We start from the raw sequence: 14,594 nt of genomic DNA on the forward strand, positions 1-14,594 counted from the left end.
ATGTTCCGTATGAAGATTGGCCTTTTTTACGGTTCCAGCACCTGTTACACCGAAATGGCCGCCGAGAAAATTCGTGATTTTATCGGCGAGGAGCTGGTGACGCTGCACAACCTGAAAGATGATTCTCCAACGCTGATGGAGCAGTACGATATGCTGATCCTCGGCATCCCGACCTGGGATTTCGGTGAGCTGCAAGAGGACTGGGAAGCGATATGGCAGGAGATCCCGGCGCTGAACCTGCGCGGCAAAGTGGTGGCACTTTATGGCATGGGCGATCAGCTGGGCTACGGCGAGTGGTTTCTTGACGCGTTGGGGATGCTGCATGACCTGCTGACGCCGATGGGCGTGCAGTTTGTTGGCTACTGGCCAATTGCAGGCTATGAATTTACCAGCCCAAAACCGCTTACGCCCGACGGTAACCAGTTTGTTGGCCTGGCGCTGGATGATGTAAACCAGTTTGAAGAAAGCGATGAGCGTATCGCGCAGTGGTGCGAACAAATTCTGACGGAAACCGCGACGTTACTGTAATTTAGCCTGCTGCGCCGGATGCGTTGCGCCCGGGACAGGCAACGCGTGTCAGCCCTTTAACAGACGGCGCAGCGCTCGCCAGCTCGCTTCGCTCATGCTGTCGCGCATCAGCCACAGAGAAAAGCGTTTCCCCTGCTGCGTACGCAGCAAAAGCAGCAGGCCAAACGGCAGAATAAAAGGCGGGCGCGTTACCCGACCGCGCTGCTGCTGCCAGTGCCACCAGCGATTTTCATCCGTGGTTAACGGCCCGCGAAAACGCCGCTGTAACCGCAGGCGCTGCCGTAGCTCAATGATTAACAGCAGCAGCAGCCCAACAATAAAGGGCGTTAACGGTGGCGGCCAGGGAAGCCACAACAGCCCGAGCGCGATGGCGAGGTAAAGCGCCAGGGTCACGCGCCGGGCGAACGCCGAAGGCGTCAGCTCAGATTGCCACCGCACCACGTTCCGGGCCACGCTGCTGGTTACGCGTCTGAATCAGCCGCACCATACGTTTCAGCTCGGCATCTGCCGGTTCGCCATGATTCATCAGCCAGTTGAACAGATCCGGATCGTCACTTTTCAACAGGCGAATAAACAGCGCCTTGTCGTCATCGCTTAACGCATCATATTCATATTTAAAGAAAGGCATGATGGCGATATCCAGCTCCAGCATGCCGCGGCGGCACGCCCAGTGAATACGGGATTTATCGTTAATATCCATGTGTTCCGTCATCGGTTAGCTTCAAGATGCTGGCTAGTGTAGCGCTTTTTTTCCGGCCTGTTGCAAGCAAATTCCTCTGCTGCGCGCCGTGCCGCATAGCACGCTCACAAGTTTCAGGATTAACACGCGAATTGTGCGTCCGTTTCCGGAAACAGGTTGCAAAGCCCTCTTGCTCTTTTAATATGAAGTCACTCTTGTTATTAACTGACTCTTCAGGATTGCGCTATGCCTGATTTTACTTTTCCACCGCGCCAGCCTGTGGCTTCGTCCCGGTTGCCGCTGACGTTAATTTCGCTGGAAGACTGGGCGTTGGTTTCCGTCCAGGGTGCTGACAGCACCAGCTATTTGCAAGGCCAGGTGACGTTGGATGTCGCTGCGCTGCCGTCTGAAAAGCATTTGCCCTGCGCGCACTGCGATGCCAAAGGCAAAATGTGGAGTAACCTGCGCCTGTTTCACCGTGGCGAAGGCTATGCCTATCTGGTGCGTCGCGGCCTGCGCGATACCCAGGTTAGCGAGCTGAAAAAATATGCCGTGTTTTCTAAAGTCACTATCGCTGCCGATGACAGCGCGGTGCTGCTGGGCGTGGCCGGTTTTCAGGCCAGAGCGGCGCTGACTAATCGCTTTGCCGCGCTGCCGGATGCACAAACGCCAGTGGTACAGGATAACGGCTCCACGCTGCTGTGGTTTGATACCCCGGCCGAGCGTTTCCTGCTGGTGACCACGCCGGAGAAAGCCAGCGAGCTGAAACAGGCGCTGGAAGACGATGCCCAGTTAAATGACAGCAAACAGTGGCTGGCGCTGGATATTGAAGCGGGTCTGCCGGTGCTGGATGAAAAAACCAGCGCGCAGCTGATTCCTCAGGCCACCAATTTACAGGCGTTGGAAGCGATCAGCTTTAAGAAAGGCTGCTATACCGGCCAGGAAATGGTGGCACGCGCCAAGTTCCGTGGTGCCAACAAGCGCGCCCTCTACTGGCTGGCAGGAAAAGCGGGTCGCGTGCCAGAAGCGGGCGATGCGCTGGAACTGAAAATGGGTGAAAACTGGCGGCGCACCGGCACCATTCTGGCGGCGGTTCAGCTTGATTCCGGTGATGTCTGGGTGCAGGCGGTGTTGAACAACGATCTGGAAGCGGAAAGCGTGCTGCGCGTGCAGGGCGATGAAGGCGGCCAGCTGGCGATTCAGCCGCTGCCCTATTCCCTGGCGGAGGCCTGATTAAGGCCCAACGTAAAAGGCGGCGCCAGCGCCGCCTTTTTTAATGGTGTTTCATTTACAACACGTAAAGGTAGATCGCTAAAAAGTGGCAGATGCTGCCGCCCAGTACAAAACCATGCCAGATGGCATGATTGTAAGGGATGCGTTTCGCGACATAAAAAATCACGCCCAGCGTATAGATAATGCCGCCCGCCGCCAGCAGCCAAACGCCGCCGGGTGCCAGTTTAGTCGCCAACTCGTAAATCACGATAACCGACAGCCAGCCCATCAGCAGATAGGTCACCAGCGACAGCGCCTTAAAGCGATGAATAAACACCAGTTTAAACACGATCCCGGCCAGCGCCAGGCTCCAGATCACCACCATCAGGCTATGCGCTAACGGCGACTTCAGCCCCACCAGCAGAAAAGGCGTATAGGTGCCGGCAATCAGCAGATAGATGGCGCAGTGATCCAGCTTTTTTAACCAAAACTTCGCGCGCGGGCTGCGAATCGCGTGATAGAGCGTGGAGGCGAGAAACAGCAAAATCATGCTGCCGCCGTACACGCTGTAGCTGGTGATGGCAAGCGCCCCGGCGTTAGCTTCCATCGCCTGGCTGAGCAGCAAGATCAGTCCGACAATGCCAAAAATGCAGCCAATACCGTGGCTGATACTGTTAGCGATCTCTTCCGCCAGAGAATATCCCGGTGACGATACGCTTTTATTCACGCTGTTCACTCCCCTTGTTCTGTTCATGTCTTGTGTATAAAAAAGAATCGTTAGCGACTCGCCTGAAAAACCTTACTCGCTTACAGACTAGCGAAGAATTTTTTCAGTGTACAAGTGTAAGCCCAAATAAATTCATCTTATTCTGTAACCTGCACGCGCACGTCGGCGCGCCGGGCAAAATCTGGTAAGGTATGGCGCGGCACTCACTGGCGGAATAAGCATGTTTACTCACAGTATAATTTCAACGCTCAATGACACAGAGATGATGGTATACAACACTGTGATCAAAAGCGGTGACAAGGTGATGTATATGACCATTCGTGAACTGGCCGATGCCGCTGGCGTCTCTACCACCTCAGTATTACGCTTCTGCCGTAAAATGCAGTGTGACGGTTATTCCGAGTTTCGCATTCGTTTTAAATTATATCTGGAGCAGGAACAGCAGCGGCCAATTAATTATGGCGTCAATGAACTGGTCAGCTTTTTTAAAAGCATTAATAACGATGAATTTGAGCATTTAATTAGCCAGGCGGTGGAACATATTTTAGCGGCGCAGCGAATTATTTTTGTCGGCGCAGGCACCTCTGGCACGTTAGGGAAATATGGCGCACGCTTTTTTTCTAACGTAGGAAAATTCAGTAACTATATTGATGACCCTTATTATCCGGTCAGCAGCGATATGTATAAAGATGCCGTGGCGATTATTCTTTCGGTTTCCGGTGAAACCGAGGAGATGCTCAGGCTGGCCAGCCAGTTCAGCCTGCACCGCTGTAAAATCATCACCATTACCAATAGCGAAACCAGCTCGCTGGCTAAAATGGCGGATTTTAATATCTCCTGTCATATGCCATTAATACGTATGAACGGCGGCTTTGATATTACCAGTCAGGTGCCGGTTATGTATATTATCGAAACCATTGGTCGTAAACTCGCCAGCCGCCAGGGCAAATAAAACAGGTTGTTTTTCTCAGGTAACAAATCACCTTTGTCACGTTTCGTTATAACGTGACATTCCTTCGCGCTTTGCTACACTCCGGTCAACGTTTGCCATCAGACCGTTATTTTCCCCGCGCCCTCGCTGACGGCCGCACGCTATTTTTGCCGCCGCTTAATACCGCTGGGCGCTGTGTGAACCAGACCGTACTTTTACTGCAACAGTAAGGATCTCTTTATGACAAAGCAGCAGCAATTACCGAAGGATTTTCTCTGGGGCGGCGCCGTTGCCGCGCATCAGGTTGAAGGTGGTTGGGATCAGGGTGGTAAAGGCATCAGCATTTGTGACGTGCTATCAGGGGGGTCGCACGGCGTCGATCGTGTAATGACCGATGGCGTCCAGCCTGGCTACAGCTATCCGAACCATGAGGCGGTGGATTTTTATCACCACTATAAAGAAGATGTCGCGCTTTTTGCCGAAATGGGTTTCAAATGCTTCCGTACCTCTATCGCCTGGACGCGTATTTTTCCCAACGGCGATGAGCTGGAGCCGAACGAAGCAGGCCTGCAATTTTACGACGATCTGTTCGATGAGCTGCTGAAGCACGGCATTGAGCCAGTGATCACCCTCTCCCACTTTGAGATGCCGTGGCATCTGGTGAAGGAATATGGCGGCTGGCTGAACCGTAAAGTAGTCGATTTCTTTGTGCGTTTTAGTGAAGTGGTGTTGCGCCGCTATCAGCACAAAGTGAAATACTGGATGACCTTTAACGAAATCAATAATCAGCGCACCTGGAACTATCCGCTGTTCGGCTACTGCTGTTCCGGCGTGGTGTTTACCGATCATGAAAAACCTGAACAGGCGATGTATCAGGTCATGCACCATCAGTTTGTCGCCAGTGCCAAAGTGGTGGAGCTGGGTCACCGCATCAATCCCGATTTCCAGATTGGCTGCATGATCGCCATGGTGCCGGTCTACCCCTTCTCGTGCCATCCGGACGATGTGATGTTTGCCCAGGAAGCGATGCATCGTCGCTATGTTTTCAGCGATGTGCAGATGCGCGGCTACTATCCTGCGTACACGCTGCATGAGTGGGCGCGCAAAGGCTATCACATTGAGATGGAAGCCGGAGACGAAGCGATCTTGCGCAACGGCTGCTGCGACTATATCGGCTTCAGCTATTACATGAGCACGGCGGTGCAGGCGAATACCAAAGGCGAAGGCGACTCCATTACCGGTTTCGAGGGCAGCGTGCCGAACCCGCACGTAAAAGCCTCCGATTGGGGCTGGCAGATCGATCCGGTTGGCCTGCGCTATTCGTTGAATATTCTGTATGAGCGCTATCAGAAGCCGCTGTTTATCGTGGAAAACGGCTTTGGCGCCATCGATAAACCGAACGGCGACGGCTTTATTGAGGATGATTACCGCATCGATTATCTCAGCGCGCACATCGAGCAGATGAAAAAAGCGGTGCTGGAAGATGGCGTTGATCTGATGGGCTATACGCCGTGGGGCTGTATCGACTGCGTTTCGTTCACCACCGGTCAGTACAACAAGCGCTACGGTTTTATCCATGTAGATAAAAATGATGACGGCACCGGCACTATGGCGCGCGCGAAGAAAAAAAGCTTCAGCTGGTATCAGCAGGTGATCGCCAGCAACGGCGAACAGCTGTAAACAGTAAGGCCGGAAATTATCCGGCCTTTTTTATTACTCTTACTGGTAATCGCTAATCGGCACGCAGGAGCAGAACAGGTTACGGTCGCCGAAGACATCATCCAGACGTTTCACCGTCGGCCAATATTTATTGGCGCTGCCTGCCGGGAACACCGCCAGCTCACGGCTGTAAGGATGCGCCCACTCACCGACCAATTCCTGTTGAGTATGCGGCGCATTCACCAGCGGATTATCCTCCAGCGGCCATTCGCCGTCCGCTACCCGATCGATCTCCATACGAATCGCCAGCATGGCATCAATAAAGCGATCCAGCTCGGCTTTTCCTTCTGATTCGGTCGGCTCCACCATCAGAGTACCGGCCACCGGGAACGACATGGTCGGCGCGTGAAAACCGTAATCGATCAGCCGCTTGGCAATATCCAGCTCGCTAATGCCGGTCTGCTCTTTAAGTGGACGAATATCCAGAATACATTCATGCGCCACGCGGTTGTCGCGTCCGGTATACAGCACCGGATAAGCCGACTGCAAACGGCTGGCGATATAGTTGGCGTTCAGAATGGCAACCGAGCTCGCCTGTTTTAACCCTTCCGCGCCCATCATGCGAATGTACATCCAGCTAATCGGCAAAATTGATGCGCTGCCAAAGGGGGCAGCGGATACCGCGCCCTGCTGCGTGAGCATCTCATCGACCTGTACCACGCTATGGCCCGGCACAAACGGCGCCAGATGTGCTTTCACGCCAATCGGCCCCATGCCCGGACCGCCGCCGCCGTGCGGAATACAGAAGGTTTTATGCAGATTCAGGTGAGAAACGTCCGCGCCGATATAGCCTGGCGTGGTAATCCCCACCTGTGCGTTCATGTTTGCGCCGTCCAGATAGACCTGGCCGCCATACTGATGAACGATCTGGCAAACTTCACGGATGGTCTCTTCGTAGACGCCGTGCGTGGAAGGATAGGTCACCATAATGCAGGAGAGCGCGCTACCCGCCTGCTCCGCTTTCTGTCGTAAATCATGCAGATCGATATTGCCCTGCTTATCACAGGCCACCACCACCACCGTCATGCCTGCCATCTGCGCTGAAGCGGGGTTAGTGCCGTGCGCTGAACTGGGGATCAGACAGATATGACGTTCGGCTTCGTTACGGCTTTCATGGTAACGGCGAATCGCCAGCAGACCAGCATATTCGCCCTGTGCACCGGAGTTAGGCTGCATACAAAGCGCATCGTAGCCGGTCAGCTGCACCAGCCATTGAGAAAGCTGACCAATCATTTGCAGATAGCCCGCCGCCTGCTCCGGCGGACAGAACGGATGCAGCTCGGCAAATTCCGGCCAGGTGATCGGGATCATCTCAGCGGCGGCGTTGAGCTTCATGGTGCAGGAGCCGAGCGGAATCATCGCCTGATTCAGCGCCAGATCCTTTTTCTCCAGGCTGTGCATATAACGCATCATCTCGGTTTCGCTGTGATAACGATTGAAAACCGGATGGGTCAGGATAGGCTGCTGACGCAGCAACGCAGGCGGAACAGAGCGGCAGTCGGCAGCCACGGCGGCGTCCAGCTGCTCGATATCCAGTCCGTGATCGTCGCCCAGCAGAATCGCAAACAGCGCAGCAACATCGTCGCGGCTGGTGGTTTCATCCAGCGTGATGCCCACCGCCTGATGGATATCGGTACGCAGGTTAACGCCAAAGCTGAGCGCACGCGCCAGCACCGCCGCCTTGTCTGCCACCTCAACCGTCAGGGTATCGAACCAGCTGCGATGACGCAGCGTCAGGCCGCCTTTTTGCAGCCCGGCCGCCAGAATATCGGTTAGTCGATGAATACGGCTGGCGATGCGCTTCAGCCCCTGCGGCCCGTGGAAGACAGCATAAAACCCGGCGATATTGGCCAGCAACACCTGCGAGGTACAGATATTGGAGTTCGCCTTTTCACGCCGGATATGCTGTTCACGCGTTTGCATCGCCATACGTAACGCGGTATTGCCTGCATTATCGCGCGAGACGCCGATAATCCGTCCCGGCATTGAGCGTTTAAATTCATCGCGGGCGGCGAAAAAGGCCGCATGCGGGCCACCGTAGCCCATCGGCACACCGAAACGCTGGGCGGAGCCGAAAACAATGTCCGCGCCCTGCTGGCCCGGCGCTTCCAGCAGCACCAGCGCCATAAAGTCGGCCGCGACGCTGACCACCACCTTACGCGCTTTTAGTTCGCTCATCAGCGCGCCGTAGTCGTGGGCTTCGCCGGTGGTGCCAACCTGCTGCAACAGCACGCCAAACAGCGCGTCATGATCCAGCGCGCGCTCCGCTTTATCCACCAGAATCTCAAAGCCGAAGGTTTCCGCACGCGTTTTTACCACGTCCAGCGTTTGCGGATGGATATCGTCGGCGATAAAGAATTTATTGGCGTTTTTAAGCTTGCTGACGCGTTTTGCCATCGCCATCGCTTCGGCAGCGGCGGTGGCCTCATCCAGCAACGAGGCGGAGGCGATATCCATGCCGGTTAAATCCAGCGTCAGCTGCTGGAAGTTCAGTAACGCTTCCAGGCGACCCTGGGAAACCTCTGGTTGATAAGGCGTGTAGGCGGTATACCAGCCCGGATTTTCCAGCAGGTTGCGCAGGATCACCGGCGGCGTCAGCACCGGCGTATAGCCCATGCCGATATATGATTTGCAGCGCTGATTACGGCTGGCAATCGCTTTTAGCTCAGCCAGCGCCTGATGTTCCGTTACCGCATCGCCAATCGCAGGCGGGCCAGGCAGCTGGATGTCGGCGGGCACGATGCTGGCGATAAGCTCTTTCAGCGAGCGGGCATTGATGGCCTGCAGCATGCTTTCCTGCTGCGCCAGTGAGGGACCGATATGGCGTTCGATAAAGTCGCCAGTATGTTCAAGCTGGCTGAGTGTCTGAGTCATGAATCGTCAATCCTGAGGGGAGGCTACCGCTATCAACATAAGCGGTCAGCCGCAGCCGACCGCGAAAAACTGGCGGTCAGCGCATTAGCGTGGCGCTGACGGCCTGCCGGAAATTACTCATCAATGGAGGCCAGATAGGCCTCCGCATCCAGCAGCTGATCCAGTTCAGATTCATCGCTGGCTTTCAGGCGAAACAGCCAGCCGGAAGCGTAAGGTTCGCTATTCACCTGCTCCGGCGACGCTTCCAGCGCATCATTAACCGCCACGATTTCGCCGCTTAACGGCGCGTAAATATCAGAAGCCGCTTTGACCGACTCGGCAACCGCGCAATCATCACCGGCGGCGAAGCTGCTGCCGACGTCCGGCAGATCGATAAACACCATATCGCCCAGCAGCTCCTGCGCATGTTCAGTGATGCCAACGGTATAGGTGCCGTCCGCTTCCTTACGTACCCACTCATGACTTTCACGATATTTTAATTCATTTGGCACATTGCTCATCGCTGCATTCTCCTGCACTGGTTACTGAGCGACCGGTTTACCGGCGCGAACAAAAATAGGTTTAGTGACGTTAACGGGCATTTCCCGATTACGAATCTGTACAATGGCGCGCTCGCCAATGCTTGCCGGAACGCGGGCCAGCGCAATGCTGCAACCTAACGTTGGGGAAAAGGAGCCGCTGGTAATCACGCCCTGCTGCTGGTTACCCTGCGCATCGGTAAACATTACCGGCAGATCGTTACGCAGCACCCCTTTTTCGGTCATGATCAGGCCAACCAGTTTTTCGCTGCCTTTTTCACGCTGATGCTCCAGCGCTTCACGGCCAATAAACTGACGATCGGCCGGTTCCCAGCAGATGGTCCAGCCCATATTCGCCGCCAGCGGCGAGACGCCTTCATCCATATCCTGACCGTACAGATTCATACCGGCCTCCAGACGCAAGGTATCACGCGCGCCCAGCCCGGCTGGCTTCACGCCTGCATCCAGCAGCCGCTGCCAGAAATCGGCGGCCTGCTCGTTCGGCAGCGCGATTTCATACCCGCTTTCACCGGTATAGCCGGTGGTCGCGATAAAAAAGCCGTCTGACTCGACGCCAAAAAAAGGTTTCATGCCGCTAACGGCCTGACGCTGCGCTGCGCTAAACAGCGTTTGCGCTTTTTGCTGCGCATTCGGCCCCTGAACGGCGATCAATGCCAGATCGTCACGGACCTGCGAGGTGACACCGTAGGGCTGCGCATGCTGATTAATCCAGGCCAGATCCTTTTCACGCGTGGCGGAGTTAACCACCAGCCGGAATCTGTCATCGGTTATAAAGTAAACAATCAAATCATCAATCACGCCACCCGATGCGTTCAGCATGGCGCTGTAGAGAGCCTTTCCTGGCTGCGTCAGACGCGCGACATCATTCGCCAACAGCTTGCGCAGAAATTCGCGGGTACGCTCACCGTGCAGATCGACAATGGTCATATGGGAGACATCAAACATCCCGGCATCGGTGCGTACCACATGATGCTCATCCATCTGCGAGCCATAGTGCAGCGGCATCATCCAGCCGTGAAAATCCACCATGCGCGCGCCGCAGGCTTGATGCTGTTGGTATAACGGAGTCTGCTTCATAACATTCCTGTGCGTTAACGGGTTAACTGGACGCTAAATGAGGCTAAAACGCCCGACGCAAACGTTCTCTTTGCTCTGACGTTATCACCGAACGAGGCGATTAACCATAAGCTAAACAAGGGCGAACCTTTACAGGGCGCGTTCAGTGCCTGACGGATTGTGCAGAATTTTTCACTGAAAAAATGCGTGACAAGGCACATAACTAACAACAGAAAGGTAACAAAGCAGTTTAAAAACCAGCCAGCGAGGCGATAACGTGAAAAAAAGCCGCAGGCGATCGGTGGGTTAAATTAGAAAAACTAATGCGAAGAAGCGGGTAGAATTAGAATAATTCAAACGAGTGAATCAGCAGCGTGCAGCTGCTGCGTTTTGGTGCAATCCGGCAAAAGCGCGACAAAAACGGTGAAAATGCCGCTAAGTTACATAAAAAGAGCGAACATACTTAAGAGAAGTGAAACCAGCGGTGGGCTTATACGTTTAATAACAGATCTGCGCACTTCGGCAACAGAGGCCAGGTAGGAACCATCTGGATAAAAAAGGCCGCATAGGCGGCCTTTTTAACCTGTTTAACTGGCGACGCTTAACGCAGCCATTCCGGCAGATCGTGCAGGCCCATCGCCTGTTGCAGCAAACGCGGCTTGACGCCGGGCAGCCTGTCCGCCAGCCGCAGGCCGACGTCACGCAACAGCTTTTTCGCCGGATTATTGCCAGCAAATAGCTCCCGAAATCCCTGCATATTCGCCAGCATCAGCGCCGCGCTGTGCTTACGGCTGCGCTCATAACGGCGCAGGTAGAGATGCTGACCGATATCTTTGCCCTGCTGCTGCAAGCGGCGGATTTCACCGGTTAGCTCAGCGGCATCCATAAAGCCCAGATTAACGCCCTGCCCCGCCAGCGGATGAATGGTATGCGCCGCATCGCCCACCAGCGCCAGCCGATGCGCAGCAAACTGACGCGCATAGCGCGCCGTCAGCGGGAAGGTTTGACGCTCGCTTTCCACTTCGCACAGGCCAAGACGCATATCAAAAGCGACCGACAGCTGCTGGTTAAACAGCGCGGCGGGCATCTCGCGCAGGCGGGTCGCCTCCTGCGGCGGCAGTGACCAGACGATCGAGCAGAGATGCGGATCGCTCAGCGGCAGAAAGGCCAAAATCCCTTCACCGTGGAAAACCTGACGCGCCACCGCCTGATGCGGCTGCTCGGTACGAATATTCGCTACCAACGCATGATGCTGATAATCCCAGAAGGTTAAGGGAATATCCGCTTTTTCCCGCAGCCAGGAGTGCGCGCCATCAGCGCCAATCAGCAGACGGGCGCTCATCATGTTGCCATCCTGCAGCGTGATAAAGGCTTCGTTATCGCCAAAGGCCACCTGTTGCAGCTGCGCGGGCGCCAGCAGCGTAATATCGCTTAGCTGCTGCGCCCGTTGCCATAAGGCCTGATGAATGGCCTGATTTTCAATAATATGGCCAAGGTGGCTGACGCCCTGCGGCTCATCAAATTCAATGCGCCCAAAGCTGTCGCGATCCCACACTTCCATGCCGTGATAAGCGCTGGCACGCTGCGCCAGAATAGCGGACCAGACATTCAGATGCTGCAGCAGCTTTTCGCTGGCGGCATTGATGGCGGAGACGCGTAATCCGTGCGGTTCGCTGGGGTTAAACGGTTCCGGCACGGACTTTTCCAGCACCGCGATACGCAGCCCGCAGCCCTGTAATCCGCAGGCGACAGCCAGCCCCACCATACCGCCACCGGCGATCACCACATCATAAGTTTGCATTGAAATCCTCTTTTCAGCGCGTTACCCAGCCAAGCGTACGCTCCGCCAGGCGGTTGCGCAGCCAGGGTAAATTATCCATTGTCATCAGGCCAAGGTTACGGCCTGCCACCAGCGGCAGGTAGCGATTGGCAAACAGCCGCACCAGCCCATCGGTCACGCCGATAGTGGCGGTACGATCCGGCTCTCGCCGCTGACGGTAACGCTGTAATACGGCAAAACTGCCGGGGTCTTCCTGCTGACGTTGCGCCGCCGCCAGCGTTTCCGCCAGCGACATCACGTCACGTATGCCAAGGTTAAATCCCTGACCGGCAATCGGATGTAAGGTTTGCGCCGCATTGCCCACCAGCGCCAGCCGATGCGCCACCGTCTGGTTGGCGGTTTGCAGCGCCAGCGGATAGCTGGTGCGCTGTCCAACCTGGGTAAAGCGCCCCAGCCGCCAGCCAAACGCCTGCTGTAGCTCCGCTAAAAATTCAGCATCGCTCCAGCGATCGATGCGGGATTGCGCCGCAGGCGGGTGGCACCAGACCAGCGAACTGCGCCCGTGCGACATCGGCAGCAGCGCCAGCGGGCCATGTTCAGTAAAGCGCTCAAAGGCGCGGCCCTGATGGGCTACCTGCGTTGTCACGTTGGCGATAACGGCAATCTGTTGATAGTCATCCCGCAGCCACTGAATGCCGCAGTCGGCGGCAACGGATGAGTGTGATCCATCAGCCGCGACCAGTAAACTGCCCTGCAGCTGTTCTCCGCTGCCCAGCGTCACGTTGACATGATCCTGATGCCGCTCAACGCGGCTTACCTGTTCGGGGCAGCGTAACGTAACGCCCGGCGCCTTACGCAAGCGCTGATATAAGCGGCTTCCCACTTCATGCAGCTCAACCACGTTGCCCAGCGCGCTCACGCCATAGTCAGCGGCATCGATGTTTACAAACCCGGCATGACCGCGATCGCTGACGTGAACATGGGTAATTGGCGTTGCGCAGTCAGCAAGCGCGGGCCAAAGATTAATCGCCGCCAGCTGCTGACAGGTGCCTGCCGCCAGCGCAATCGCCCGGCCATCGTAACCCGGATGCGCGCGATCTCCCGGCGCTATCGCTTCGATTAATGTCACCGGCAGCGATCCCTGCGTGAGATGCGAGAGCGCCAGCGCCAGCGTTGCGCCGGTCATGCCGCCACCGGCTATGATCACGCTCATGCCTGCTGCGCTGCCGCCATCAGCGCTTCGATAGCATCGACATCTTTAACCACGCTATCGGTAAGGTTTTCATTGCCCTGTTCAGTAATCACGATGTCATCTTCAATACGGATACCGATCCCGCGATATTCTGCCGGGACATCCGCATCCGGCGCGATATAAAGTCCGGGTTCAACGGTAAGCACCATGCCCGGCTCCAGAATACGTCCGCGATCCGGCGTACCGTAATCACCAACATCATGCACATCCAGCCCCAGCCAGTGGCTCAGGCCGTGCATAAAGAATTGTCGATGGGCGTTTTCAGCGATTAACAACTCAACATCGCCCTGCATCACACCTAAGTCGATCAGTCCGCTGACCATGACCCGCACCACTTCTTCATTCACTTCACGAATACTGGTACCCGGACGAAACAGCTCAAGCGCTTTGTAGAGTGACGCCAGCACGATGTTATAAATTGCCCGCTGCGGCACGCTGAATTTGCCGCTCACCGGAAAGGTGCGGGTGATATCGCCCGCGTAGCCATGCAGCTCACAGCCTGCATCGATCAGCACCAGATCGCCCGCGCGCAGTTCGCTTTCGTTCTCGGTGTAGTGCAGGATGCAGGCATTTTCGCCGCCGCCGACAATGGTATTGTAAGAGGGATGCCGCGCGCCGTGACGGGTAAACTCATGGTGAATTTCACCCGCCAGCTGATATTCAAACATGCCGGGCCGACACACCTGCATCGCGCGCGTATGCGCCAACGCGCTGATTTCACCGGCGCGGCGTAAAATCGCCAGCTCTTCCGGGCCTTTAAACAGGCGCATCTCATGCACCCACGGCCGCCAGTCGGTTAGCGTATTCGGCGCCTGCAAATTCTGACGGAAGCCACGGCGCAGCTTCTCCAGCGCGCTGAACAGGATGCGATCGGCAAACTCATATTCGCCCTGCGCATGATAAACCACGTCCAGCCCGTTCAGCAGCTGATGCAGCTGCTCGTTCAGGTCGTCCCACGGCAGCGCCCGATCGACACCCAGCTTCTCCGGCGCGGCATCCTGCCCCAAACGGCGACCAAACCAGATTTCCGCCTGCTTATCGCGTACGCGGTTAAACAGCACGCTGTGGTTGTGATTTTCATCGCTTTTAATCAGCAACAGCAGCGCTTCAGGCTCGTTGAAGCCGGTGAAATACCAGAAATCGCTGTGCTGGCGGAACGGATATTCGCTATCCGCGCTGCGCGTGACTTCCGGCGCGGCAAAAATGAGTGCCGCGCTGCCCGCAGCCATACGCGACAACAGCGCCTGGCGGCGCTGCAAAAAAGTATCCAGCGTAATCATCCGTATCTTCTCCCTGA

Annotated in this window: 13 protein-coding genes; 4 read left to right on the forward strand and 9 right to left on the reverse strand. The window is 55.9% G+C overall.

Going from position 1 to position 14,594, the window contains the following annotated elements; translation table 11 throughout:
* The first annotated feature begins 9 nt into the window (after positions 1 to 9).
* The gene (gene fldB, locus J2X14_RS15220) at positions 10 to 528 is read left to right on the forward strand and encodes a flavodoxin FldB (protein WP_352412018.1); all 519 of its coding nucleotides are present in this window, start codon (positions 10 to 12) and stop codon (positions 526 to 528) included.
* A gap of 48 nt (positions 529 to 576) precedes the next feature.
* On the opposite strand, the gene J2X14_RS15225 is transcribed toward fldB, so the two are convergent.
* Together J2X14_RS15225 and sdhE are read right to left on the reverse strand one after the other, a co-directional pair.
* Positions 577 to 966 carry a protein YgfX gene (locus tag J2X14_RS15225; RefSeq protein ID WP_352412019.1) on the reverse strand — a complete coding sequence of 130 codons (390 nt, stop codon included), beginning with the start codon at positions 964 to 966 and terminating at the stop codon, positions 577 to 579.
* Positions 950 to 1,228: an FAD assembly factor SdhE gene (gene sdhE, locus J2X14_RS15230; RefSeq protein WP_352412184.1), complete on the reverse strand. Its 279-nt coding sequence runs from the start codon at positions 1,226 to 1,228 to the stop codon at positions 950 to 952. The genes J2X14_RS15225 and sdhE overlap by 17 nt, the downstream gene beginning before the upstream one ends.
* Before the next feature lie 225 nt (positions 1,229 to 1,453).
* Here sdhE and ygfZ point away from each other — a divergent pair, with 225 nt between their 5' ends.
* On the forward strand, positions 1,454 to 2,440 hold the full coding sequence (gene ygfZ, locus J2X14_RS15235; protein WP_352412020.1) for a tRNA-modifying protein YgfZ: 987 nt from the start codon (positions 1,454 to 1,456) through the stop codon (positions 2,438 to 2,440).
* A 55-nt stretch (positions 2,441 to 2,495) separates the two neighbouring features.
* Here the strand turns inward: ygfZ and trhA are convergent, their stop codons facing one another.
* The gene (trhA, locus tag J2X14_RS15240) at positions 2,496 to 3,146 is read right to left on the reverse strand and encodes a PAQR family membrane homeostasis protein TrhA (protein ID WP_352412021.1); all 651 of its coding nucleotides are present in this window, start codon (positions 3,144 to 3,146) and stop codon (positions 2,496 to 2,498) included.
* A gap of 220 nt (positions 3,147 to 3,366) precedes the next feature.
* Here trhA and J2X14_RS15245 point away from each other — a divergent pair, with 220 nt between their 5' ends.
* Both J2X14_RS15245 and J2X14_RS15250 read left to right on the forward strand, forming a co-directional pair.
* Positions 3,367 to 4,098, forward strand: coding sequence for a MurR/RpiR family transcriptional regulator (locus J2X14_RS15245; protein ID WP_352412022.1), 732 nt, complete (start codon positions 3,367 to 3,369; stop codon positions 4,096 to 4,098).
* A 219-nt stretch (positions 4,099 to 4,317) separates the two neighbouring features.
* Positions 4,318 to 5,757 carry a 6-phospho-beta-glucosidase gene (locus tag J2X14_RS15250; RefSeq protein ID WP_352412023.1) on the forward strand — a complete coding sequence of 480 codons (1,440 nt, stop codon included), beginning with the start codon at positions 4,318 to 4,320 and terminating at the stop codon, positions 5,755 to 5,757.
* 39 nt (positions 5,758 to 5,796) lie between these two features.
* On the opposite strand, the gene gcvP is transcribed toward J2X14_RS15250, so the two are convergent.
* The 6 genes from gcvP to pepP form a co-directional block, all read right to left on the reverse strand.
* Complete coding sequence (gcvP, locus tag J2X14_RS15255; protein ID WP_352412024.1) at positions 5,797 to 8,670, reverse strand: aminomethyl-transferring glycine dehydrogenase; 2,874 nt, start codon at positions 8,668 to 8,670, stop codon at positions 5,797 to 5,799.
* Positions 8,671 to 8,783: 113 nt separating this feature from the next.
* Positions 8,784 to 9,170, reverse strand: a complete 387-nt coding sequence (gene gcvH / locus J2X14_RS15260; RefSeq protein WP_352412025.1) for a glycine cleavage system protein GcvH — start codon at positions 9,168 to 9,170, stop codon at positions 8,784 to 8,786.
* A gap of 21 nt (positions 9,171 to 9,191) precedes the next feature.
* Positions 9,192 to 10,286, reverse strand: coding sequence for a glycine cleavage system aminomethyltransferase GcvT (gcvT, locus tag J2X14_RS15265; RefSeq protein ID WP_352412026.1), 1,095 nt, complete (start codon positions 10,284 to 10,286; stop codon positions 9,192 to 9,194).
* Between the two features lie 580 nt (positions 10,287 to 10,866).
* On the reverse strand, positions 10,867 to 12,066 hold the full coding sequence (ubiI, locus tag J2X14_RS15270) for an FAD-dependent 2-octaprenylphenol hydroxylase (RefSeq protein WP_352412027.1): 1,200 nt from the start codon (positions 12,064 to 12,066) through the stop codon (positions 10,867 to 10,869).
* 13 nt (positions 12,067 to 12,079) lie between these two features.
* Positions 12,080 to 13,258 carry a 2-octaprenyl-6-methoxyphenyl hydroxylase gene (gene ubiH, locus J2X14_RS15275; protein ID WP_352412028.1) on the reverse strand — a complete coding sequence of 393 codons (1,179 nt, stop codon included), beginning with the start codon at positions 13,256 to 13,258 and terminating at the stop codon, positions 12,080 to 12,082.
* Entirely contained in the window at positions 13,255 to 14,577 is a 1,323-nt protein-coding gene (gene pepP, locus J2X14_RS15280) for a Xaa-Pro aminopeptidase (RefSeq protein WP_352412029.1), read from the reverse strand. Before pepP ends, ubiH begins: the two co-directional genes overlap by 4 nt.
* Positions 14,578 to 14,594 lie beyond the last annotated feature (17 nt).

This window comes from Mixta sp. BE291 (assembly GCF_031457955.1).
Taxonomy (GTDB): Bacteria; Pseudomonadota; Gammaproteobacteria; order Enterobacterales; family Enterobacteriaceae; genus Mixta.